The following is a 22,178-nucleotide window of genomic DNA, read 5'->3' as shown; positions in this document are numbered from 1 at the left end:
TTTAATTTTTCTAAGAACCAAACTGCACCTAAAATGAAAACAGTACCATTCCTTTCCTTGCTCCTTGCCACCTTGGTTTTGACCAACTGTGGCAATCCCCAACCTGAAGTTGCCGAAACTCCGGAATCGACAGAAACCGTCGCCCAAACCCGGGAATTTTATCAGCTTAAAATCTATTCTTTTAGTTCTGAAAGCCAGATAGCCACTACGGACGACTATCTTCAACATGCCTATATGCCCGCCGTAAAAAAACAGGGCATCCAAAATATTGGGGTGTTTAAATTCATCACGAACGAGAAGGACACGGTGCCAAAAACCTATGTGCTTACGCCATTCCAGTCCATGGAACAATTCCTGGCATTGGAGAACCAACTCAACGCGGATGCCGAATATGCCCAAGCAGGCAGTGCCTATATCGATGCACCATATGACAACCCACCTTATGACCATATCGAATCCATCCTGTTGCAGGCCTTTACCGATATGCCCATAATGGAGACGCCCAAGTTGGATGGCCCTAGGGCGGAGCGCATTTACGAATTGCGTAGTTACGAATCCCCTACCGAAAAATTATATTCGAACAAAGTGGATATGTTCAATGCGGGTGGAGAGGTCACCCTTTTTGACCGATTGGATTTCAATGCCGTGTTTTATGGCGAAGTGATTTCAGGATCCAGGATGCCCAATTTGATGTACATGACCACTCACGCTGATATGGCAAAAAGGGATAAAAATTGGGAGGCCTTTGTGGATTCCCCAGAGTGGAAGGCCCTGACTGCCATGACCAAGTATGAGAACAACGTTTCCCATGCCGATATTTGGTTTTTGTACCCCACGGAGTATTCGGATTATTGATGGAAACACCCAAAATTGAACTTCTTTATTTTACCGGCAAAACCTGCGGGGTGTGCAAAGTTTTGAAACCAAAACTATTGGACGCCGTCCAAGAAAACTTTCCAAACGTGGACATTCGCGTAGTGGATGTGGAAGAGGAAATCGAATTTACAGGACAGTCGATGGTTTTCACTTTGCCAGTGGTCATCCTGAAAGCCGATGACAAGGAAATGTATCGATTCGCTAGAAGTTTTTCGGTGTATGAAGTGTTGGAGAAATTAAAACGACTAAGTGGGGAATAAATAAAGAACAACATGATCGACACCTTAAAATGGCTCTTTAAAAGGGACCTTGAAAAACTGAAAAGCGAATTGCAGCAATATCAATCCGAAGCACATATCTGGCTGGTTGAAAAATCCATTGCAAATTCGGCCGGGAATTTATGTCTGCACCTCATCGGCAACCTCAATACCTATATAGGAGCCGGACTGGCCAAAACATCCTATGTTCGTCAACGCGATCTGGAATTCTCCTCAACTAACATTCCCCTATCAACATTACTGAGTCAAATTGATGAAACGATCATTGTGGTTGAAAAAGGTCTGAGCAACGTAACCAAGGAACAATTGTCGGGTGATTTTCCCATTGTTATATGGGACAAACCAACCGGAATGGAGCACACGTTGATCCTGTTGGCCACGCACTTGAATTATCACCTTGGGCAGATCAATTATCACAGGAGATTATTGGACTAAAATTCAAGTTTTCATCCCAATTAACACATTGTCTTACAAGTTTTTACAGCGCTTCCACAAAATATTGATGCACCCCTAAAATTTCCATCAACGGATCGAACAATTTTATACCTTCATTCGAAAATTCATTACGTATAAAATGATTCATCCAGATACAGAATTACGCTTTATCAGCAACGAAATTGGGTATGGCGTAGTGGCCACCAAGTTCATTCCCGCAGGAACCATTACCTGGGTACTCGACGAATTGGACCGCGAGTTTACTCCGTTGGAGCTTCAACAAATGGCCCCGATCTACCAAAACATTTTGGACACCTACACCTTTCGCAACAACAAGGGCAATTACATTCTCTGTTGGGACAACGGCCGGTATGTGAACCACAGTTTCAACTCCAATTGCCTCACCACTGCATATGATTTTGAGATTGCCATCCGTGACATTCAGCCCGGGGAGCAACTCACGGACGATTATGGCTACCTGAACATTCCCATTCCGTTCAGGGCAGTGGACGAAGGCACGCGACGAAAGGTGGTCTACCCTGACGATTTGTTGAAATATTACAAGGTGTGGGACAACAAGATCAAGAAAGTTTTCGGAACCATTACCAAACAACAACAACCGCTGCGCCCCATCTTAAATCCAGGACTTTGGGAGAAAATTGAGGGCATTACTTCCGGTAAAGAGGAAATGGATTCCATATTGACCAATTTTTATAATGCCAACCACACAAAAGATATAGAATATTATACCAATAAATAAAAAAGGCACCCGATGGGTGCCTTTTCCTTTTCTTTTTCACAGAATTAATTTCCAAAACTGTTGGCCAAACGTGGTGTAGGACTTTTGCTCCTCATAAACAAATCCGTTAGTGGTTTCAAGTGTCGCTTCCACTGAAACGGAGCAAAGTCGAACCACAGTTTAACTTCAAGGGATGCTTCACCGTTCACCTGGAAACCGTTTTCCACGGTAAAGTCCAAGCGCTCAAATTGGTTGGCGGATTCCTCCACCCCATCCTGATAAATGAACTGGTTGCCCCAACCTGCCAAATAAAATCGCAGGGTAGTGTATTTCCCTTCGGGAAGGGTCAATACACTATTGGAGCGTAAAAAGCTACCTGAGGGAATACCTTTTATAGAAACAGGATTCTGACCAGGGAAATCTATTATAAAGTGCTCATTACCTAGTTCGTCCAATGCGGAAAACTTGATAATGTTAAGGGACATTTCAGAAACTTTGAGAGCCTCGGCGGCCTCATTTTTCAAGATCAACTCCGCCCCCTGCTCTGGGGAGGCGTACCAATCCGCCATTACATTTGGAGTGTAAGGCGCTGTTGACCATAACGTTGGATAAAAGCTCATTTTTTTCATAGCTGTATAGTTTAACGTATACAAGGACAAAGTTGCGGCGGTTTTCCCACCCCAACTTCCAATAGATTGACCACTTTCTATGCTCCATTAACTTCAATGAGCCTTTTTAAGATTTTTTTTGGTTAAAATGACATAAAACATAGATAAGACTATCCTCCAACATTACTTTTAGTACGTGTAATAACTCTTTTGGTCTTTTCTTAGGGTAAGAACATGTCAGTTCGAGTTTTTTCCAAGGGAAAAAAGTATCGAGAACAAGCACATGTTGCATGGAATTCTGATTCTCGATACAATTTTTTTCAAAAATTCACTCGAAATGACGAATTTCAAAGCCAAAGACCCGTTTGACGAATCAATTATGAAAATCAACTATATCTTTTTGTTGTTGGCACTGGTAGCCGAGATAGTGGGAACCGTTGGCGGATTTGGTTCTTCAGTTTTCTTTGTGCCCATCGGTAATTTTTACTTTGATTTTTATTCCGTCCTAGGCATGACGGCCATCTTTCACCTTTCCAGCAACCTGAGTAAAATATGGCTTTTTAAAAAGGGGTTGGACAAAAAGTTGTTGCTGTACATTGGGCTGCCTTCCGTGGTTTTTGTGGTTTTGGGCGGATTCATGTCCAAATGGGTGAACAGTGGGGCCCTGGAGATTGTTTTGGGAGTATTCTTGGTAGCCTTCAGCCTTCTGTTTCTAATCAAAAGTGAAATCATTGTGCTTCCCAACAAAAGGAATGCGATGATCGGTGGCACGTTATCCGGCTTTTCAGCAGGGCTTTTGGGCACCGGTGGCGCCATTCGCGGTCTGACCATGGCCGCTTTCAATCTGGAAAAGAATGCCTTTATTGCCACTTCGGCCTTTATCGACTTTTTAATCGATTTCTCACGAACCTTTGTGTACTATGAGAATGGCTATATCGGAAAACAGGAACTGACCTACCTTCCCTTTTTACTGGTCATCGGCTTGGTGGGAACGTATTTAGGAAAAAGGATTTTGTTCCACATCCCCCAAGAAAAATTCAGGAACTTGAGCTTGTTGTTCATCCTGCTCATCGGATTGGCCACCATTGCCAAATTGGCCTTTGATCACTGGGGTCAACTTTCCTCATAATTGTCCCCCATTTGGTCCAATACCTTTAAAAAGATTTCAAATTCGGATGGATCAATGTTTTTCACGGCCAATTTACGCAGCTGTATGGCCGATGGAAGAGTTAAATCCAATAGGTGCTGACCATCTGGTGTCAAAGCCAATTTAAAACGCTTTTGGTCTCCTTCAAATCGGGTTTTGGTGATCCAACCCTTGCGTTCCAAGCCGCCAATGACCCGTGAAGTGGTGGCCCTGTTCCTGAAATTGCTCTTCACAATATTGCTTTGGCTGGCCTTTTTGCCCAATTGGTGGATTTGATACAAAATCACCCATTGCTCAATGGTGACGTCCACTCCGAGCTTATCAAACGCAAGCAGATAGGCCTTTTGAATTTTTCGGAGCACGAGGTCCAAATGCAGACCCATTCCCTGTATTTCATCGATTCGATTGAGCATTTTTTCAACAATTGCCACAAAAATAGCAATTCAGTTTTTGATGGACTTTATCCAACTCCCATGCTTCCCATCAATTTTAACCTAAAATTTAATCTACGAAACCGTTTTCGTGTCCGAAAATAATTATTTTTGTTGCATCAACAACATTATTGACTGAACAACAAAACATAACGCATCATGCAAACATCCACCCTAAACAAAACCGCAGATACCGCAAAGGACTTTATGCCCATTAATGGTACCGATTATATTGAACTGTATGTAGGCAACTCCAAACAAGCGGCCCACTTTTACAAGACCGCTTTTGGATTCCAATCTTTGGCCTATGCCGGATTGCAGACCGGGCTCAAAGACCGTGAAAGTTACGTGGTGGTGCAAGACAAAATCCGTTTAGTGCTTACTTCTCCCCTTAAAAGCGGCACGGAAATAGGAAAGCATATAGACAAACATGGTGATGGTGTGAAGGTGGTGGCCCTTTGGGTTGACGATGCCACCTATGCCTACAATGCCGCCATGGAGCGTGGTGCCAAATCGTACATGGAGCCCAAGGTTGAAGAGGATGAGACCGGAAAAGTGGTACGCTCAGGCATTTATACCTATGGTGAAACGGTTCACATTTTTGTGGAACGAAAGGATTATAAGGGCACGTTTTTACCCGGTTTCAAAAAATGGGAAACCCCGGATTTCAACCCAACTTCCACTGGTTTGCTATATGTGGACCATATGGTGGGAAATGTTGGCTGGAACCAAATGGACCAATGGGTGGGCTTCTATGAAGATGTGCTTGGGTTCCGCAATATCCTATCCTTCGATGACAAGGACATTTCCACAGAATACACCGCACTGATGAGCAAGGTGATGAGCAACGGGAACGGTAGAATCAAATTCCCGATCAACGAACCTGCCGAAGGAAAGAAAAAATCACAAGTGGAGGAATACCTCGATTTTTATGAAGGTGAAGGCGTGCAACACATTGCCGTAGCCACCGATAATATCATCAAAACCGTTCGTGACTTGAAAAGTCGCGGAATCGAATTCCTTCAAGTTCCCGCCACCTATTACGATGCCGTGACCGACCGTGTGGGAGAAATCGATGAGGATATCGCTCCATTGAAAGAGTTGGGCATCTTGGTTGACCGTGATGACGAGGGCTACCTTCTTCAAATTTTTACCAAACCCGTGGAACCGAGACCTACCATGTTCTTCGAAATCATCCAAAGAAAAGGCGCACAATCGTTTGGAAAAGGTAACTTTAAGGCACTGTTCGAAGCCATTGAACGTGAACAGGAACTTAGAGGCACTTTACACTGATCAATTGTTAGTGTTAAATGTTAAGTTTTGGATTAGAACAGCTCAACATTTAGCACTTTTAACTAAACACTCATCCAATGCCTATATATCACAAACTCGGGAAAATTCCGCAGAAACGGCATACCCAGTTCGAAAAACCGAACGGAGGCTTGTATTACGAGCAACTTTTTGGCACTATCGGTTTCGATGGCATGTCGTCCCTATCCTATCACGTCCATCGCCCAACTCAGGTGAAAGAAATTGGAAAGGCCATTGATATGTCGCCCAAAATTGCCGTGGAAAAGAATATCACCAGCAGAAAACTTATCGGGTTCGATGTACAGCCGAAAGATGATTTTTTGGATGCCCGTGAGCCCCTTTTGGTGAACAACGATGTGCACATTGGTCTGGCAGCACCAAAAAAATCCATCACGGATTATTTTTACAAGAATGCCGATGCCGATGAGATGCTTTTCATTCACAAGGGATCGGGAACCTTGAAGACCTTTTTGGGCAACATTCCGTTTGAATATGGGGATTATCTCATCATTCCCCGCGGGATAATCTACCAAATCGAATTTGATACGGAGGACAACCGCATCCTGTATGCGGAATCGTTTCATCCCATTTATACCCCAAAACGATACAGAAATTGGTTCGGGCAATTGTTGGAGCATTCCCCTTATTGTGAACGGGACTATAAACTTCCGCAGGACCTTCAAACCTTTGATGAAAAAGGCGAATTTTTGATGAAGATCAAAAAACAGGGCATGTTGCACCAATTGGTGTATGCCAGCCATCCTTTTGATGTGGTCGGTTGGGACGGGTATAATTTCCCCTACGGATTTTCCATCCACAATTTTGAACCCATCACGGGCCGTGTGCATCAACCGCCACCGGTACACCAAACATTTGAAACGAGTGCCTTTGTGGTATGTTCATTCTGCCCAAGGTTATACGACTACCACCCGAAAGCGATTCCAGCTCCCTATAACCATTCCAATATAGACTCGGATGAGGTGCTGTATTATGTGGATGGGGATTTTATGAGCCGCACCGGGATTGGCCCCGGGTACATTTCGTTGCACCCGGCAGGTATACCACATGGACCCCATCCGGGCACCTATGAGGCTAGCATTGGCAAAAAAGGCACAGAGGAATTGGCGGTGATGATAGACACTTTTAAACCGTTGATGGTCACTGAAAATGCCCTGAAAATTGATGATGGCAAGTATTACAAATCTTGGTTGGAGTAATTTTGACTGAATTGAATGTCATTTCGAACTGTCAGATTGAGCGTAGTCGAAATCAAAGTGAGAAATCTCAATCTTAGATTTCTCAATCGCTTTGCTCATTTCGAAATGACAAATTAATAGATTCCTGCCTTCTGTCTTTTCGAGCGCAGTCGAGAAATGAAGGATTGTTATTGCTCTCGACTGCGCTCGAGCTGACATAAAAACGTATTCATGATCATAAACATCCCTGAAAACTCAGACTTTTCCATCCATAATATTCCCTTCGGGATTTTTTCCACCGAAGACAGGAGTCCACGTGTAGGTGTGGCCGTTGGGGAATATATCCTAGATTTGGCCGCCGTGGCGGAACTCGATGTGTTCGAGTTCAACACGGCCGTTTTGGAAAAGGACACCCTCAATGATTTTATTTCCCTCGGGAAGGAAATCACCAATCGGGTACGGAAAAAAATACAATTTTGGTTGAAGGACGACCACTCCCCCTTGGCGGGGAAGCCCGAACTTTTCGTAAGGCAGTCCGAAGCCCGCATGCATATGCCGGTTTCTATTGGCGACTATACCGATTTTTATTCTAGTATAGAACATGCCACCAATGTGGGAAAAATGTTCCGTGACCCTGAAAATGCCCTTTTGCCTAACTGGAAACATATTCCCGTGGGCTACCATGGTAGGGCCAGTTCCATTATTGTGAGTGGACAACCTATCCATCGACCTAAAGGCCAGACCTTGCCTAACAATGCGGACGCTCCGGTTTTCGGACCCACGCAACGTTTGGATTTTGAATTGGAAATGGGCTTTATCTGCGGAAAGGATACCCAATTGGGCGATTCTATCTCCACCGCAGAAGCCGAGGATTGCATCTTTGGACTGGTCTTGTTCAACGATTGGTCCGCACGCGACATTCAAAAATGGGAATATGTGCCTCTTGGTCCCTTCTTGGCCAAGAACTTTGCCTCTTCCATATCGCCTTGGGTGGTGACCTTGGAGGCCTTGAAACCTTTTAAGGTGGCAGGTCCAACACAAGAACCCAAAGTATTGCCGTATTTGACTTATGAAGGTGACAAAAATTACAACATTAACTTGGAAGTGGGCATTACTCCACAAGGGAGCGAAGAAACTACGGTTTGCCATAGCAATTTCAAGTATATGTACTGGAACATGTCCCAACAGTTGGCGCACCATACCGTGAATGGTTGTAATATTTCTGTGGGGGATATGATGGCTTCGGGAACCATTTCAGGCAAAGAAGACGATTCCTTCGGCTCCATGTTGGAGCTAGCTTGGATGGGTACCAAACCCGTAAAAATGAAGGATGGTTCGGAACGAAAATTCATCAACGATGGGGACACGGTAACCCTGCGAGGTTTCGCCCAAAATGGCGATATTAGGGTCGGATTCGGGGAAGTTTCCACGAAAGTGCTTCCTGCGAAATAAATGGGGTAGCTGAGCGGAGTCGAAGCTACAGGATCCAGAAATAGGGTAGCCGAGCGGAGTCCTGGTAGCTGAGTGTAGTCGAAGCTACAGGATCCAGAAATTGGGTAGCTGAGAGGAGTTCTGGTGGCTGAGCAGAGTTTTGGTAGCTGAGCGTAGTCGAAGCTACCAATCATCAAAAAGTGGCTTCGACTCCGCTCAGCCACCTTGTTGAATTACGACTTAGACTGCGCTCGATATGACAAGAAACTTAAAATTAAGATTCCCGTTTTCACGGGAATGACATAACAGTACTCATGATCAAAACCGTAGACCCAACCCAAGTAAGCCAACCCGAACTACACAGCATTTTGCTCACGGCAGTGGCCCCAAGGCCCATCTGCTTTGCCAGTACCGTTGACAAAGATGGGAACGTGAATCTGAGCCCGTTCAGTTTTTTCAATGTGTTCAGTTCCAATCCGCCCATCATGATCTTTTCGCCTTCGCGAAGCGGTAGGGACAATTCCTTGAAACACACCCATGAAAACGTATTGGAAGTCCCCGAAGTGGTCATCAATATTGTGAACCACAACATGGCGGAACAGATGTCGCTTTCCAGTACGGCCTATGCCAAAGGGGTGAACGAATTTCAAAAGGCTGGATTTACCGAAGTCCCCAGTGAGAAGGTGCGGCCACCCCGCGTGGCGGAATCCCCCGTTTCATTTGAGTGTACCGTACAAGAGGTCATCGAATTGGCCCAAACACCCGGAGCAGGAAACCTGATCATCGCCAAAGTGGAACTTATCCATGTGGACGATGCCTATTTTACCGATGGCATTCTGGACACCGAAAAATTAGATCTTGTTGGCCGTATGGGAGGCAATTGGTACATCCGGGCCATCAAGGATTCGTTGTTTGAAATCCCGAAACCGCTCCGTACCCATGGCATTGGGGTGGATGCCTTGCCAAAAGGCATTCGGGAAAGCGAAGTGCTTACCGGAAACAATCTGGGACGTTTAGGCAATGTGGAAAGCCTGCCGATCACATCCGAAGTTGAAAAGATGGTAAAAGCGGATGGAGTGGAAAATCTGTCCAAAAGGGAACTCCACACCTTGGCCCAACAGCTTTTAGAGGCCGGGGATACGGAAAAGGCGATGGCGTATTTGTTGTTTGGAGAAAATATATAACGACCCTAAGATTTGAATGTCAATGTAATCAAGCGAAGGGATTTAATCATTGTTTTTGCGTTTCAATAAAGGTGGCGTACCTTGAAACTGTCACAGCTAGAAACCAATATTTTAAAACCATCCACACATCATGAAAAAAATACAATACAAAAAAGAGATTAATGCATCTGCCGATAAAGTATATAATACGATGTTGGGCTTGGATACCATTAAGACCTACGAGCAATGGACCGCCGAGTTCAACCCTACCTCCACATATGAAGGAAGCTGGGAAAAGGGCTCAAAAATCTATTTTGTGGGAACCGATGAAAATGGAAAAAGAGGTGGAATGGTTTCTGAAATTGCGGACAATGTTCCCTTCCAGTTTGTTTCCATTCGCCATTATGGAATATTGGATGGTGATACTGAAGTTACGGAAGGCCCTGAGGTTGAAAAATGGGCAGGTAGCCTGGAAAATTATGCTTTGCAGGAGCAAAACGGGGTGACCACATTAACGGTTGAAACGGATGTGGCGGACGACTACCTTGATTATTTTAACTCGACTTGGCCAAAGGCGTTAAACAAGCTCAAGGAGCTTGCTGAGAATTAAAATATGGAAAAGGATATGGCGTATTTGTTATTTGGGGAGAGGATGTGAATTTAAAAAAAATAAAATTCTACGTTTTACATAATACGACAAAAATCTAAGAATTAATGAGCAGGGAAGATTTAGATAAAGTAAGTGACGAATTCATGTCAATTCTTCATAAATATATTCCCAACGAAATGATAGTCGGAAATGGGTACAGTGAAATGTCATTTGATGCACGTTTGTCTAATAAAAATCAAGCATTTTCAGAAGGCCAGTACTATTTCAAAGGAGAAAAAAAATTCATTCATTGGACTTCCGTTCAAAACTTGATGTCCATTATAAACTATCGTGAAATAAGACTTTATAATCTGCACAACTCATCAGATTCCGAGGAGTTTTCTTATGCAGCAGAAAAACTAAATATTGACAAAAACAGAGTCGATTATTCAAAGAAATATTTATACACTTTATCATTTTGTAAGGCCACAGAATTGGCAAATGAGGATCTTTGGAAAGAATATGGAAAAAATTATCAAGGAGTAGCGATTGAATTTGAAATTGTAAATAACCCGAATGAATGGGATAATTTTATGCTTTCAGAAGTGTTCTATGAAATCCCTCAAGATTTTCTAGCAATGGAAAATGAACTAAAAATATTTCATGAAAAATATCCCAACGCCAGAACTTTTATCGATTTAGGAAAATTAATTGCATTTCATAAAAAGCCTGATTTTTCAAAAGAATTGGAAGTTAGGTTGTCAACCTACTTTCCTTTTAATAATACAGAAGCATATGAGAAATTTTGCCATACGGAATTTCGGTTAGAAAAGGGGAGACCAAGAGAAACAGATTATTTTGGACTCAAACTTTGGGTGGATAATGAATCCCCATTTGTCAACAGTGACAACCCAGAATTTGACAGGAGACTGAACCTCGGTACTTCTTACTTTATAAAAAACCCACAAATTATAATTACTAACATATATTTTGGTAAAAATTGTGGGATTTCAAACAAGGAATTCATGCCTTTTTGGACAAAATTAAATCATATAGCACATTACAAGTTAGGTTACCAAATTGAAGATTTAGAAATTAATCTGTACGGGTAATTAAAGTACTATACACAACAATTATTTTAAGTAATTGCTTCCACCCACCTACTAACCATTCATGGCGAAGAACCTTAAATAAGAAAATGAAAAAAAACATCGAATCCATCTTTAAAGCCCATTTGGAGCCCAAAGACGTTTATAAAGGAGGAAAGAACATTCCCCCTTCCGATAAAAAAATCTATAAGTTGTCCTCCAATGAGAACCCCTTGGGCGCATCACCCAAAGCGGTTGCGGCCATGAAAGCGGCCTTGGAGCATATCGACATCTACCCCGACCAGACCGACATGCGCCTGCGGGAAGCTTTGGTAGAAGATTTTGATGGAAAATTAAGTGCCGACCAATTCCTATGCGGCAACAGCGGTTCCGAAATCATTGATATCCTTTTGAGGGCTTTTATTAATGAAGGGGACGAGGTCATCTATTCCAACCCCTGTTTTTTGCCCTACTCTGTTTTTTCCAGATGGTACGGAGCTAAGACTATCGATATTCCTTTGCTTTCCCCCAACTATGATTTGGATGTGGAAGGGATTTTAAACGCCATTACGGAGCGTACCAAGATTATTTTCCTCACCAGTCCGAACAACCCAACAGGCACTTATATACCCAAACCCGTGTTGGACGACTTTTTGAAAAGGGTTCCCAAGAACATTCTCATCGTTTTTGATGAAGTGTACCGACACTTTGCAGATGCAGATGATTATGTGACCGCCCTGCCCTATGTTCTGGCTGGACACAATGTACTTGGCTTGAACAGCTTTTCCAAAACCTATGGTTTGGCAGGTCAGCGCATTGGCTATGCCTACACTACCCCGACCATTGCCAACTATATCCGGTTGATACAAAAACCCTTTTTGCTGCCCTTGACCTCAATTGAAGCGGGCATCGGTGCCTTGAATGATTCGGAATTTATAGAGAAAACCGTGCAAACCGTTCAGGATGGCAGAACATATCTTGCCAGGGAATTTGATAACATCGGTATCAAATACTGGCCAAGTCAGGCCAACTTTTTTATCATTGACCCTCCACTACCCGAAATGGAATTCACGGATCGGATGATGGAAGAAGGTATAATGGTTCGTCCTGTTTCCCAATTTGGCGCCCCGGGAAAAGTGCGCATTACCATAGGTGACCAAGAGGCCAATGAGGCGTGTGTAAAAGCCATTCGGAAAATAATGAGCGTCTAGGGTATCGTTCTGAATGGTGCTTCGACTCCGCTCAGCAACCAGAAGGAATGACATCAATAACAGCAACCGTCATTCCTGCGCCCCGCTCTTCAACGGGATAAAAAAGCAGGAATCCATCATTAATTGAAAGATTCAGTATCCTATCACCAGTGAGAACCTGAAACAAGTTCAGGTTGACGTAAAATCTCCTTGGACTCCGCATCATACTTCGACTACGCTCAGCATCCGTGAGGAATGACAAAATCATCCTGATAAAAGCATTCACTGTCATTCCTGCGAAAACAGGAATCCAATTTAGAATCGAAGATTCAGCATCCCATCACGTGTGAGAACCTGAAACAAGTTCAGGTTGACGTAAAATCTCCTTGGATTCCGCATCATACTTCGACTACACTCAGCATCCATATAGCATAACAAATACATTAAAGCACAAACCGATAGGTAGCCTTCAATAAAAAGATATTATGCGGCTTTTGTCCAAAAATGTTGTCGCCCAAGCTTGGTAAAAGTCCATCTGCCGGATTACCAGATTGGGTAACATCCTGTGACCATACCAAAAAGATTTCAGAGCCAGGAATATACTCCCAACGGATAACCAAATTGGAACGGAACTGCACAAAGGAAAAGTCAGGATCACCAAAACTGAAATCGGTTATGCCGTCCAAGTTTTCATCAATGGAATAGGTTCCATCAGCAAATGATGTCTGCGCTTGATTGTATTGCACAAAACGATCTTCAAAAGTTTGGGCCAATGGATCGGACACATGTTTAAACTCGCTATACCTTCCCCTTGAAATAAACGGTTGCCCCCAATATTGGATGGTAAGGTTAGGGTTGATGGTATAGTTTAAACGGAAGGACATGCTCAAGGTACGCTGATCTATTTTTCCATTGAGATATCTTGGGGAACCGTTCACATCGTCAAAATTATCAATGAACTGCAATTTATCATTATTAAGGCTCAAGGACGGGAAGGCAGAGATTCGCAAAGCATTAATGGGTTGATACACAAATCCACTTTCGATATAATACGACTTTACAGAATTATCGACCGCCTTTCTGCCTTCATGGTAAACAGAGAACCTTATTTTTTTCCTATTATCCGTATTGATGCCATTCCAAAAACTCACCCATGGCGTTTGTCTCAACCTTGGCCCACCTCGGAGCGCAAAATTGGAATAATCCACCGCTGCATAATTCAACCCAAGGTTGGTTTGCCAATTGTTTTTCCAGTTTTGCCAGCTATTGGTATTGAACTGCATATAATTGTGGTTGCCACCAAAATCCCAAGCGGTCCAGTGGTTATAGTTGATTCCTACCTGCCTAAAGGTATTATCGGGTTTTAGGGTCTGGTAACCGATCCAAGTGTAGTGACGGATATCATCTGCCTGACGTTGAAAACCGATATCGTTCAGTTCCAGTTCCGGGGATCTAAAAGTTGCACCAGATTCAAATTTCCAGTGTCCGTTTCCTATTTTCCCGATCTGAAGGTTTCCACCGGAACCGGTGAGTGAGGTTCGGGTCGTATCCACCGATACATAATCAGCATCTACCCGGTTGAACAGGTGGGTGATGGATTGTTGAGTATTGGTAATGGCCTCCGTGCTACCCTTAACATGGCTAAATGTAAAATTGCCACCAACATACCAATCGCGGTTGTTCCACTGGTGTTTAAAATCCAATCCCCCGGTAAATGCCCCTTCATGTAAAAAGTTGAGATTCTCCGGAAGGGTTTCCCTATGAACAGCCGTGAAAATTCCGCCGATATACGAATTGCGTTCGTTAAAATCCTTTTGAAGCCTGCCCACAAAATAGTTGGTAAGGGGTTCCACCATTTCTTTTCTTCTATCCCCTTCCCCATTAATGATGGTGGCCTGCCGTTGTGCCGTCACACTTTCGAGTAATCCAATGGCCCATCCGTTTTTGGTCTTACCGCTGAACTTGGCCGCCCCAATGATCGGGGTATTGTTCGGTTGATCCACAAATTCCCCATCAAAGGTATTCGGATATCCTTGAGGACTACGACCAATTCGCCTTGAATAAAAGATATTGTCTGAGCCAAAGGTGTTCCCTGCTTCGGATTGCGATAAACGAAAATCGAAGATGTTCTTGTTCTCCACAAAGAAGGGGCGTCTTTCCTGAAAGAAAATCTGAAACCCGTCCAGTGCAATGGCCGAAGGATCCGCATCTACCTGGCCGAAATCGGGGTGCACGGTAAGGTCCAAGGTCAGGTCATTGGTGATACCGATCTTGGCATCCAACCCTCCCGTGATATCGTTGTCGCTCCCATCCCTAAAGGGATTTCCGGCCTCTGCCTCATAGGTTTCCATTTTGGCTACGGTGTAAGGCTGAATTTCCAATTGCTTTTGGGGTTCAATGTTCTTCAATCCGTGAAGCTCCCCAAACTCACTGATGAAGCCGGCCACATCACGAGGTAACCGTTGCCAGACGGAACGTTCCTCATCCCTGAAATAACGTCTCATTACCTGCAATCCCCAAACCTGGTTTTCTTCATTACCGAACTTGATCTGGCTTAAGGGAATACGCATTTCGGCGGTCCAACCTTCATCATCAACATTCGTGGCCACATACCAAATGGGATTCCAGCTATCATCTTCGTTGGAGCCGTTGTTGGATTCCAACACATCGCCCTTTACACCCGCAGCGGTTACGATGAAACCAAAACCGGTCCGTTTATCATGGTAACTATCGATAAAGACACCGATCCAATCCCCTTCAAATCCGTCCCTTCTAGACAAGCGTTTTACAATCTTATCAGGTTCCGAATCGTAACAACGTATACCTATATATAAAGACTTTTGGCCATATACGATCTTAAATTTGGTCTGATGGCTGGGCGGTGTGTTTTCATCAGGGCGTTGCTCAATAAAATCATCGCCCCACTCTACAAGGTTCCAAGCGGCATCATCCAAAATACCATCGATTACGGGATGGGCCTCTTCTCCCAAAGACTGGGTCATGTATATTTTTTTGGGTACTTCTACCTGGGTAGAATCTTGGGCCTGAAGAAAAAAAGAAATAAAAAAAAGGGCGACAAAAAGGCGTGTTTGTTTCACTTGGTTAGTTTTTTGATTGATTGACACCCTAAAGACCACCGAAAACGGGAACAGTTACAGTCAATATGTATTTTAAGGTTTATTTAACACAAACAATGGCGAAATTTGAAGCCGCAAAAGAGGCTTAACGGAAAAATGAAAAAAAGCCAAAAAATATTCCCAACCAACCGTTTGTAATTCAATCTAATAATTGTACATTTGCAGCCCGTTTATCGGGATAGGTTATTAAATCAATAATATTCGAGAAGTGGATACATTAAGTTATAAGACTATTTCCGCCAATAAATCTACCGTTGACAAGCAATGGTTATTGGTTGATGCTGAAGGACAGACTTTGGGTAGATTGGCGTCTAAAGTAGCCAAATTGCTTAGGGGAAAATACAAGACCAACTTTACTCCCCACGTTGATTGTGGAGACAATGTTATTGTCATCAATGCCGAGAAAATTACCATGACCGGCAACAAATGGGATGACAAAGTATATTTGAGATATACCGGGTATCCTGGTGGTCAGCGTTCGGCCGCTGCCAAGGAGGTATTGAACAAATACCCTGAGCGTATCATTGAAACTTCTGTAAAAGGAATGTTGCCAAAGAACAAACTTGGTGCAGAAATTTTCAGAAACCTTAAGGTATACGCTGGTGCCGAGCACGGACAAGAAGCACAAAAACCAAAGGCAATAAACTTAAACGACTACAAATAATGGAAGTGGTTCACAAGATAGGTAGAAGAAAAACTGCTGTAGCAAGAGTATATGTTTCTCAAGGTTCCGGTAACATTACCGTGAACAAAAGGGATTTGAACGATTACTTTTCCACAGCTACCCTACAATACAAAGTAAAGCAGCCTTTCACTTTGACCGAAACCGAAGATAACTACGATGTAAAAGTGAACGTTTACGGTGGCGGTATCACTGGTCAGGCAGAAGCTGTTCGTTTGGCTTTGTCCAGGGCAATGTGCGAGATCAATGAGGAAAACAGAGGTATCCTTAAGCCAGAAGGCCTATTGACAAGGGACCCAAGGATGGTGGAAAGAAAGAAATTCGGTCAGAAGAAAGCCCGTAAGAAATTCCAGTTCTCCAAACGTTAATATTTTTCGGTGCCTTGGCACCATTACAATAAGTTCATTGAAAACCCTGGAAACATTTTTCAGGGTTAAATTTTTAACCAAGTTGTCGTTGTTCCAAAAAGGAAATAAAATTCGACTTTTTGGAATTTAGTTTAGCATCTAAATGGATTGGGCGAACCAAAAGTGACCACCAGTGCATTGCTACTACAACGGAACGTAAACTAAGTACTAAAAATGGCAAGTAAAATTGAAGTAAAAGATTTACTCGAAGCAGGTGTACACTTTGGACACCTAACAAGAAAGTGGAACCCAAACATGGCTCCTTACATCTACATGGAGCGTAACGGGATCCACGTGATCAACCTCTACAAAACGGTTGCAAAGCTTGAGGAAGCCAACGAGGCCCTCAGTAAAATTGCTGCCTCTGGAAGAAAAATCCTTTTTGTAGCCACTAAAAAACAAGCTAAGGACATCGTTGCGGACAAAGTTTCCAAAATCAACATGCCATACATCACTGAAAGATGGCCTGGTGGAATGTTGACCAACTTTGTAACCATCCGTAAAGCCGTAAAGAAAATGGCTTCTATCGACAGGATGAAAAAAGACGGTACCTTTAACACCCTTTCCAAAAAAGAAAGACTACAAGTAGACCGTTTGCGTGCCAAGTTGGAAAAGAACTTAGGTTCAATCGCCGACATGACCCGTTTGCCTGGTGCCCTTTTCATCGTGGATACCATGCGTGAGCACATCGCCGTAAAAGAGGCCCAAAAATTGAACATTCCGATCTTCGCCATGGTGGATACCAATTCCGACCCAAGGCCAATCGATTATGTGATTCCAGCAAACGACGACGCCAGCAAATCCATTGAAGCTATCTTGGAAGAAGTAACCAAGGCCGTAGCTGCTGGTTTGGCAGACCGTAAAAATGACAAGAACAGTGACAAGGAAGATGAAGAAGATGATTTCATGGACGCAAAAGCTGTTTTGATCGATGAGGATGATGATGACGCTTCCGATGCCAAAAAAGCCAAAAAAGCCAAGCCTGCCGCAGCTCCTAAAAAGGCAAAAGCCGATGAGCTTACCAAAATTGAAGGTATCGGCCCAAAAGCTGAAGAAGCTTTGATCGGAAAAGGAATCGCTACTTACGCTGACCTTGCCAAGACCGCTCCTGAGAAAATCAAGGAAATCTTGACCGACGCAAGTTCTACCATGGCCCATTTGGATCCAACTTCTTGGCCAAAACAAGCCAAGTTGGCCGCCGCTGGTAAGTGGGGCGAATTGCAAGAATGGCAAGACAGTGTTAAGGGAGGCGTTGAATAACCCAACCTTGATTTAACATTGTCCTAAAACAAAACACTTGAATAGTGTTTTACTTTACATAAATTTTTAAAAAGCATAGAAAAATGGCACAGATTACCGCCGCAGAAGTAAATAAACTAAGACAGACCACAGGGGCTGGAATGATGGATTGTAAAAAAGCTTTGGTTGAGGCTGAAGGCGATTTTGAAAAAGCGATCGAGATCCTTCGTAAAAAAGGCCAGAAAGTAGCCGCCAACAGAGCTGACAGAGAATCCTCTGAAGGTGCTGCCATTGCAAAAGTAAGCGCAGACAACACCCAAGGTGTGGTTATTTCATTGAACTGCGAAACCGACTTCGTTGCCAAAAACGAAAGCTTTGTAAAATTGGCCAACGATTTGGCTGATCTTGCCCTAGGTTTTGATAGCAAGGATGCTTTCCTAGCCGCTTCTTTTGAAGGAATGACCGTTGCCGACAAATTGACCGAGCAAACCGGTGTTATCGGTGAGAAAATCGAAATCGGAAGTTTTGAGAAATTGAGCGCTCCTTTCGTAGGATCTTACATCCACGCTGGTAACAAAATCGCTACTTTGGTAGGTATGTCCGCCAATGTTGCAGGTATTGCCGATGCTGCCAAGGATGTGGCCATGCAAGCTGCCGCTATGAATCCAGTTGCCCTTGACGAAGAAGGTGTGGATCAATCCATCATCGATAAGGAAATTGAGATCGCCAAAGATCAATTGCGCCAAGAAGGTAAGCCAGAAGCTATGTTGGACAACATCGCCAAAGGTAAATTGAACCGTTTCTTCAAAGACAACACTTTGGTTAACCAAGATTTCATCAAGGACAGCAAACTTAGTGTTGCCCAGTATGTAAAATCTGTTGACGCCAGCTTGACCGTTACCGGTTTTAAAAGAGTAGCTTTGGGATAATCCCAAACCATACAGATAAAAAAAGGCCCCATTTTATGGGGCCTTTTTTATGCTTGGATTTTTCCTTATTACTTTGACTTGATCATAATGTCACCGTTAAAGGTCTTGAACAATAGTTCAGGGCCTCCTCCATTGATCTTGCCCCTAACCCACTGTTCCAGTTTTACCTTGTAACTTCCAGAAGTTTGTTTTTTATCCATTTCAGGTTTGTTCTCTGAAAGGGCCATATCAAAATCCGTATAAACATCCCCCATATCCGATTTGGCCTTCACATTCGCCTTTATACTATTCGGAAACGTCACCTCCACATTTCCATTGAAACTGGTAAAAGCCATATCCGACATGTTGCCCATTTTCTTAAAATCGACCTTTACCGGTCCATTAGTAGTATAGGCGATAACCGACCCTTCTACGTTCTGAAGGGAAATACCCCCGTTCACATTACTGATTTCCAGATCTCCCGTAACACCCTGCACCAAAATATCACCATTGTTGATGGTACTCAACTTTAGCGCGAAATTGTAGGGAACTTTGATATCAAAATCAGCCGTTCTGCTCCACATTTCATTATGGATCCTCACCTCATTGCTTTTTTCTTCGGCACTGATGTTAAGACCGGAATTACCAATGCGCTTCATTCCATTCTTCTCATTGCTGGAAGACTTCTTGTCACCAGAAACCGAAACCTTTGCAATTACTTCTTTCCCTTCATAACCGGTTACCGTAATGGAACCGCTGATCTGGTCAAGGACCAGTCTTCCGGATTGCCCAGGGCTACTTAAGGGAATGGTAAACAAATCGATTTGCTTATCCTGCGCAGACAACACACCCGTACACAATACTAGGGCGATAATCACTATACTTTTGATCTTCTTCATGACTTGTTATTTTTTTTGATGAATACATTTCCGTTCAAAGTCTCAAAATCGAATTCTACCTGACCGCTACCTATTTGAACGACAGGTCGAGACTCGAACTTGAATTTAGGCTTGTCGCCATCACCTTCATTTTTACTGGTCTTTACAAATTGTTTGTTGATATCAAAGTCGGTGAACATTTCCCCATTCATGCTTTTGAACGAAATATTGGCCGAAAGCGATTGTTGGTACGAAATATTGATATCCCCGTTCAAGGCATAGTACCGAGAAGCCACATTGGGATTTTTTGAATATGAAATATCCACATCACCATTGATACAGCTTACCTTGGTTTTTCCTGTAATATTGTTCAGGGAAATACCACCATTTATATTCTCCGCTTCCATTGAATCACCATTGGTATTCTTGACCAAAATATCCCCATCATTGACGGTACTCACATTGATCTTGACGGAGTTTGGCACTTTCAAGGTAAAATTCAACTTGTGCTCATAAGGCACATCATTGTTTTTATTGCACCAGTTGTAACTCAATTTGTCCTTATCGAATTGGATGTAAGGAGCATCAGGATGAAGAATAACCCGATTGCTTTCAGCAATGACTTGGAGTTGCAGTTCCTTCTTTCCCAATTCCAAATCTTCCGTGTTTTTCGCTGAAATAATGCGTTCCACTTCCAGAATCACTTCGTTGCCGTTGTATCCTTCTACGTTCACAGAGCCGAATACGTTTTTCACCACCACACTGTTGTTCACACTATTGGCAAGGGGAACACTTTTTTTGATGACCTCCCTAAACTCTTTCTTCTGTGCCGTAGCACCCAACATACCCACCCCCAAGGACAGGCATGTCATAATAAATAACCGTTTCATCATTTTTAAAAATTAGACTGTTCGTAATTTGATTTGTGCCCAATGGGCTGATTGATAAATAAACTATATAATGGATTCTATACTCCTTTCGATTCGTTTTTTGACCGTGGTATCCAATTCCTTTTGCTTCAACAATTGCTTGAAAGGTGCTATAGAGGACTTTTCTTGAAGGGCCACCATTAAATTGGCCAAGGTTATCTGTAATATGGGCGATTCCTGATTTGGAATGGATTGCACCAACCCTTGTCTAACCTCGGGTTTGTCCACATAATTGGTCAAGGATTCTATGGCAGCCAATCTTACGTTTACATTGGGATCGCTATTGAGTGTTTTTAAAAGCGCTTTGATCACAATATCATCGGCATTCTCAAACTTATTGGCCTCACTGACTCCTTGCAGTCGTTGGTTTGCCGATGGCTGGTCCAACAAGGTCAGAACCAACTTTTGGCGCACCTCTTCGGTTTCATTGTTGGCGGCAATGGTCTGTGTTGGAATGGGCTCCACCTCGGGCCTTAAAAAATACCCGACACCCAATCCGATCAAGAGCAGAAAACTTCCGATTACCCATTGTGGCCTAAAAATTCCTGAAAGCATGGACACAATACTTTGCTTGGGCGCCTTTCCTTGTTCCTTTTCTATTACGGAGGATAGCATGTTAAAAAAGGCCTCGTCCATTTTTTCCGAAGGGTCTGGAGTTTGCATGGCTTGCAACTGTTCCCAAGATTGCATTAGCTCCTCGTACTTTTCTCGACATTCCACATGCGCTTCCAGAAAGGTTTCAAATTCCTTTGCTTCCCCTTCTGTTAAGTTTCCGGACAGATAGTCCATCGCTACTATTTCAAACTTTTCGTCCATCATCTCGTTTCCAATTGTAAAAAAATCGTTTTCAAATCCTTCAAGGCCCGGTGTACCCTAACCTTGGCAGCTCCTTCGGAACAACCCAAAATCTCCCCGATTTCTTGAAATTTCAGTTCCCTGTATTTGCTCAACAGCAGTATTTCCTTTTTTTCGGCGGAAAGAAGGCCCAATGCCCTTCTCAATAAATGTGCATCTCCCTGCAGATCCATTGCCTCGTTCAAATAATCTCCTGTTCCTCTGTCCACTTGTTCCGGGGACACATTTCTGGAGACCCCCTCACGGGTAACTTTTTTGTGATGATCATAGTTCACGTTGCGCGCCATGCTGAACATCCAAGCGGTAAAGGGTCCTTCACCGGTAAAGGATTGTCTATACTTTAAAATCCTCACGAACACATTTTGCACCAGATCTTCACTTAAAGAAGCGTTGTTGCCCATGTTATAGAAAAACCCGAACAGCTTCTTTTTATGTCGCTCGTAGAGCAGGCCCAACTTGTCCAAGTCGCCACTTTTCACTTTCATCATTAAGACGTTGTCGGTCAGTGCTTGCAATGAATTGTTTTTTGGTCTGTTGAAGGATATACCGTTGTTTTTGAAAAAGGTTACAGAATGTATGCAATTTTTATTCAATCGAATCTCGGGTCCACGCCTTTTTCAATGGTTTCCCATAATTTTTTTTGATTATTTTTGTCCCGACT

At 43.2% G+C, this 22,178-nt stretch carries 23 protein-coding genes; 16 read left to right on the top strand and 7 right to left on the bottom strand.

Going from position 1 to position 22,178, the window contains the following annotated elements; all coding sequences use genetic code 11:
• Positions 1-33: 33 nt before the first annotated feature.
• The 4 genes from LKX84_RS09740 to LKX84_RS09725 all read left to right on the top strand — a co-directional run bounded on the left by LKX84_RS09740 (position 34) and on the right by LKX84_RS09725 (position 2,349).
• Positions 34-855 (top strand): NIPSNAP family protein, encoded by an 822-nt coding sequence (locus LKX84_RS09740; RefSeq protein ID WP_228236977.1) that lies wholly within the window; start codon positions 34-36, stop codon positions 853-855.
• On the top strand, positions 855-1,136 hold the full coding sequence (locus LKX84_RS09735; RefSeq protein ID WP_228236976.1) for a thioredoxin family protein: 282 nt from the start codon (positions 855-857) through the stop codon (positions 1,134-1,136). The genes LKX84_RS09740 and LKX84_RS09735 overlap by 1 nt, the downstream gene beginning before the upstream one ends.
• A gap of 12 nt (positions 1,137-1,148) precedes the next feature.
• Positions 1,149-1,589, top strand: coding sequence for a DUF1572 family protein (locus LKX84_RS09730; protein ID WP_228236975.1), 441 nt, complete (start codon positions 1,149-1,151; stop codon positions 1,587-1,589).
• Between the two features lie 139 nt (positions 1,590-1,728).
• The gene (locus tag LKX84_RS09725; protein WP_228236974.1) at positions 1,729-2,349 is read left to right on the top strand and encodes an SET domain-containing protein; all 621 of its coding nucleotides are present in this window, start codon (positions 1,729-1,731) and stop codon (positions 2,347-2,349) included.
• 44 nt (positions 2,350-2,393) lie between these two features.
• On the opposite strand, the gene LKX84_RS09720 is transcribed toward LKX84_RS09725, so the two are convergent.
• On the bottom strand, positions 2,394-2,957 hold the full coding sequence (locus LKX84_RS09720) for a hypothetical protein (protein WP_228236973.1): 564 nt from the start codon (positions 2,955-2,957) through the stop codon (positions 2,394-2,396).
• A gap of 358 nt (positions 2,958-3,315) precedes the next feature.
• On the opposite strand from LKX84_RS09720, the gene LKX84_RS09715 reads away from it, so the two are divergent.
• A complete protein-coding gene (locus LKX84_RS09715; RefSeq protein ID WP_410548877.1) occupies positions 3,316-4,065 on the top strand; it encodes a sulfite exporter TauE/SafE family protein in 750 nt (249 codons plus the stop codon).
• On the opposite strand, the gene LKX84_RS09710 is transcribed toward LKX84_RS09715, so the two are convergent.
• Positions 4,050-4,496, bottom strand: coding sequence for a MarR family winged helix-turn-helix transcriptional regulator (locus LKX84_RS09710; RefSeq protein ID WP_228236971.1), 447 nt, complete (start codon positions 4,494-4,496; stop codon positions 4,050-4,052). The two genes, LKX84_RS09715 and LKX84_RS09710, sit on opposite strands and share 16 nt — an antisense overlap.
• Before the next feature lie 177 nt (positions 4,497-4,673).
• On the opposite strand from LKX84_RS09710, the gene hppD reads away from it, so the two are divergent.
• From hppD to LKX84_RS09675, 7 genes are all read left to right on the top strand, one after another.
• Positions 4,674-5,807, top strand: a complete 1,134-nt coding sequence (gene hppD, locus LKX84_RS09705; RefSeq protein WP_228236970.1) for a 4-hydroxyphenylpyruvate dioxygenase — start codon at positions 4,674-4,676, stop codon at positions 5,805-5,807.
• Positions 5,808-5,884: 77 nt separating this feature from the next.
• Positions 5,885-7,042 carry a homogentisate 1,2-dioxygenase gene (locus LKX84_RS09700; RefSeq protein WP_228236969.1) on the top strand — a complete coding sequence of 386 codons (1,158 nt, stop codon included), beginning with the start codon at positions 5,885-5,887 and terminating at the stop codon, positions 7,040-7,042.
• 210 nt (positions 7,043-7,252) lie between these two features.
• Positions 7,253-8,473 (top strand): fumarylacetoacetase, encoded by a 1,221-nt coding sequence (gene fahA / locus LKX84_RS09695; protein ID WP_228236968.1) that lies wholly within the window; start codon positions 7,253-7,255, stop codon positions 8,471-8,473.
• 293 nt (positions 8,474-8,766) lie between these two features.
• Positions 8,767-9,636, top strand: coding sequence for a flavin reductase family protein (locus LKX84_RS09690; protein ID WP_228236967.1), 870 nt, complete (start codon positions 8,767-8,769; stop codon positions 9,634-9,636).
• A 130-nt stretch (positions 9,637-9,766) separates the two neighbouring features.
• Complete coding sequence (locus tag LKX84_RS09685) at positions 9,767-10,225, top strand: SRPBCC domain-containing protein (protein WP_228236966.1); 459 nt, start codon at positions 9,767-9,769, stop codon at positions 10,223-10,225.
• 104 nt (positions 10,226-10,329) lie between these two features.
• Positions 10,330-11,316 carry a DUF2971 domain-containing protein gene (locus LKX84_RS09680; protein ID WP_228236965.1) on the top strand — a complete coding sequence of 329 codons (987 nt, stop codon included), beginning with the start codon at positions 10,330-10,332 and terminating at the stop codon, positions 11,314-11,316.
• Between the two features lie 86 nt (positions 11,317-11,402).
• The gene (locus LKX84_RS09675; RefSeq protein ID WP_228236964.1) at positions 11,403-12,503 is read left to right on the top strand and encodes a pyridoxal phosphate-dependent aminotransferase; all 1,101 of its coding nucleotides are present in this window, start codon (positions 11,403-11,405) and stop codon (positions 12,501-12,503) included.
• 422 nt (positions 12,504-12,925) lie between these two features.
• Here the strand turns inward: LKX84_RS09675 and LKX84_RS09670 are convergent, their stop codons facing one another.
• Positions 12,926-15,580, bottom strand: coding sequence for a DUF5916 domain-containing protein (locus tag LKX84_RS09670; protein WP_228236963.1), 2,655 nt, complete (start codon positions 15,578-15,580; stop codon positions 12,926-12,928).
• 247 nt (positions 15,581-15,827) lie between these two features.
• Here LKX84_RS09670 and rplM point away from each other — a divergent pair, with 247 nt between their 5' ends.
• From rplM to tsf, 4 genes are all read left to right on the top strand, one after another.
• Positions 15,828-16,283: a 50S ribosomal protein L13 gene (gene rplM, locus LKX84_RS09665; protein ID WP_228236962.1), complete on the top strand. Its 456-nt coding sequence runs from the start codon at positions 15,828-15,830 to the stop codon at positions 16,281-16,283.
• Positions 16,283-16,669, top strand: a complete 387-nt coding sequence (rpsI, locus tag LKX84_RS09660; RefSeq protein ID WP_228236961.1) for a 30S ribosomal protein S9 — start codon at positions 16,283-16,285, stop codon at positions 16,667-16,669. The genes rplM and rpsI overlap by 1 nt, the downstream gene beginning before the upstream one ends.
• 213 nt (positions 16,670-16,882) lie before the next feature.
• Positions 16,883-17,968, top strand: a complete 1,086-nt coding sequence (gene rpsB, locus LKX84_RS09655) for a 30S ribosomal protein S2 (protein WP_228236960.1) — start codon at positions 16,883-16,885, stop codon at positions 17,966-17,968.
• A gap of 83 nt (positions 17,969-18,051) precedes the next feature.
• A complete protein-coding gene (tsf, locus tag LKX84_RS09650; RefSeq protein ID WP_228236959.1) occupies positions 18,052-18,876 on the top strand; it encodes a translation elongation factor Ts in 825 nt (274 codons plus the stop codon).
• A 68-nt stretch (positions 18,877-18,944) separates the two neighbouring features.
• On the opposite strand, the gene LKX84_RS09645 is transcribed toward tsf, so the two are convergent.
• The 4 genes from LKX84_RS09645 to LKX84_RS09630 are packed head-to-tail and all read right to left on the bottom strand — an operon-like array spanning position 18,945 to position 22,032.
• Entirely contained in the window at positions 18,945-19,754 is an 810-nt protein-coding gene (locus LKX84_RS09645; protein ID WP_228236958.1) for a DUF4097 family beta strand repeat-containing protein, read from the bottom strand.
• A complete protein-coding gene (locus LKX84_RS09640) occupies positions 19,751-20,626 on the bottom strand; it encodes a DUF4097 family beta strand repeat-containing protein (RefSeq protein ID WP_228236957.1) in 876 nt (291 codons plus the stop codon). The genes LKX84_RS09645 and LKX84_RS09640 overlap by 4 nt, the downstream gene beginning before the upstream one ends.
• Before the next feature lie 60 nt (positions 20,627-20,686).
• Positions 20,687-21,481 (bottom strand): HEAT repeat domain-containing protein, encoded by a 795-nt coding sequence (locus tag LKX84_RS09635; protein ID WP_228236956.1) that lies wholly within the window; start codon positions 21,479-21,481, stop codon positions 20,687-20,689.
• Positions 21,478-22,032: an RNA polymerase sigma factor gene (locus tag LKX84_RS09630; protein WP_228236955.1), complete on the bottom strand. Its 555-nt coding sequence runs from the start codon at positions 22,030-22,032 to the stop codon at positions 21,478-21,480. Before LKX84_RS09630 ends, LKX84_RS09635 begins: the two co-directional genes overlap by 4 nt.
• Between the last annotated feature and the right edge of the window lie 146 nt (positions 22,033-22,178).

This window comes from Allomuricauda sp. M10 (genome assembly GCF_020782875.1).
GTDB lineage: Bacteria > Bacteroidota > Bacteroidia > Flavobacteriales > Flavobacteriaceae > Flagellimonas.
Note: the sequence above shows the minus strand (reverse complement) of the source record. Positions and strands in the feature narration are given on the sequence as shown.

Excerpts from the sequence above, each read along its gene's own strand:
- LKX84_RS09740 (WP_228236977.1), top strand. The coding sequence starts at position 34 with ATGAAAACAGTACCATTCCTTTCCTTGCTCCTTGCCACCTTGGTTTTG.
- LKX84_RS09735 (WP_228236976.1), top strand. The coding sequence starts at position 855 with ATGGAAACACCCAAAATTGAACTTCTTTATTTTACCGGCAAAACCTGC.
- LKX84_RS09730 (WP_228236975.1), top strand. The coding sequence starts at position 1,149 with ATGATCGACACCTTAAAATGGCTCTTTAAAAGGGACCTTGAAAAACTG.
- LKX84_RS09725 (WP_228236974.1), top strand. The coding sequence starts at position 1,729 with ATGATTCATCCAGATACAGAATTACGCTTTATCAGCAACGAAATTGGG.
- LKX84_RS09720 (WP_228236973.1), bottom strand. The coding sequence starts at position 2,957 with ATGAAAAAAATGAGCTTTTATCCAACGTTATGGTCAACAGCGCCTTAC.
- LKX84_RS09715 (WP_410548877.1), top strand. The coding sequence starts at position 3,316 with ATGAAAATCAACTATATCTTTTTGTTGTTGGCACTGGTAGCCGAGATA.
- LKX84_RS09710 (WP_228236971.1), bottom strand. The coding sequence starts at position 4,496 with ATGCTCAATCGAATCGATGAAATACAGGGAATGGGTCTGCATTTGGAC.
- hppD (WP_228236970.1), top strand. The coding sequence starts at position 4,674 with ATGCAAACATCCACCCTAAACAAAACCGCAGATACCGCAAAGGACTTT.
- LKX84_RS09700 (WP_228236969.1), top strand. The coding sequence starts at position 5,885 with ATGCCTATATATCACAAACTCGGGAAAATTCCGCAGAAACGGCATACC.
- fahA (WP_228236968.1), top strand. The coding sequence starts at position 7,253 with ATGATCATAAACATCCCTGAAAACTCAGACTTTTCCATCCATAATATT.
- LKX84_RS09690 (WP_228236967.1), top strand. The coding sequence starts at position 8,767 with ATGATCAAAACCGTAGACCCAACCCAAGTAAGCCAACCCGAACTACAC.
- LKX84_RS09685 (WP_228236966.1), top strand. The coding sequence starts at position 9,767 with ATGAAAAAAATACAATACAAAAAAGAGATTAATGCATCTGCCGATAAA.
- LKX84_RS09680 (WP_228236965.1), top strand. The coding sequence starts at position 10,330 with ATGAGCAGGGAAGATTTAGATAAAGTAAGTGACGAATTCATGTCAATT.
- LKX84_RS09675 (WP_228236964.1), top strand. The coding sequence starts at position 11,403 with ATGAAAAAAAACATCGAATCCATCTTTAAAGCCCATTTGGAGCCCAAA.
- rpsI (WP_228236961.1), top strand. The coding sequence starts at position 16,283 with ATGGAAGTGGTTCACAAGATAGGTAGAAGAAAAACTGCTGTAGCAAGA.
- rpsB (WP_228236960.1), top strand. The coding sequence starts at position 16,883 with ATGGCAAGTAAAATTGAAGTAAAAGATTTACTCGAAGCAGGTGTACAC.
- tsf (WP_228236959.1), top strand. The coding sequence starts at position 18,052 with ATGGCACAGATTACCGCCGCAGAAGTAAATAAACTAAGACAGACCACA.
- LKX84_RS09645 (WP_228236958.1), bottom strand. The coding sequence starts at position 19,754 with ATGAAGAAGATCAAAAGTATAGTGATTATCGCCCTAGTATTGTGTACG.
- LKX84_RS09640 (WP_228236957.1), bottom strand. The coding sequence starts at position 20,626 with ATGATGAAACGGTTATTTATTATGACATGCCTGTCCTTGGGGGTGGGT.
- LKX84_RS09635 (WP_228236956.1), bottom strand. The coding sequence starts at position 21,481 with ATGATGGACGAAAAGTTTGAAATAGTAGCGATGGACTATCTGTCCGGA.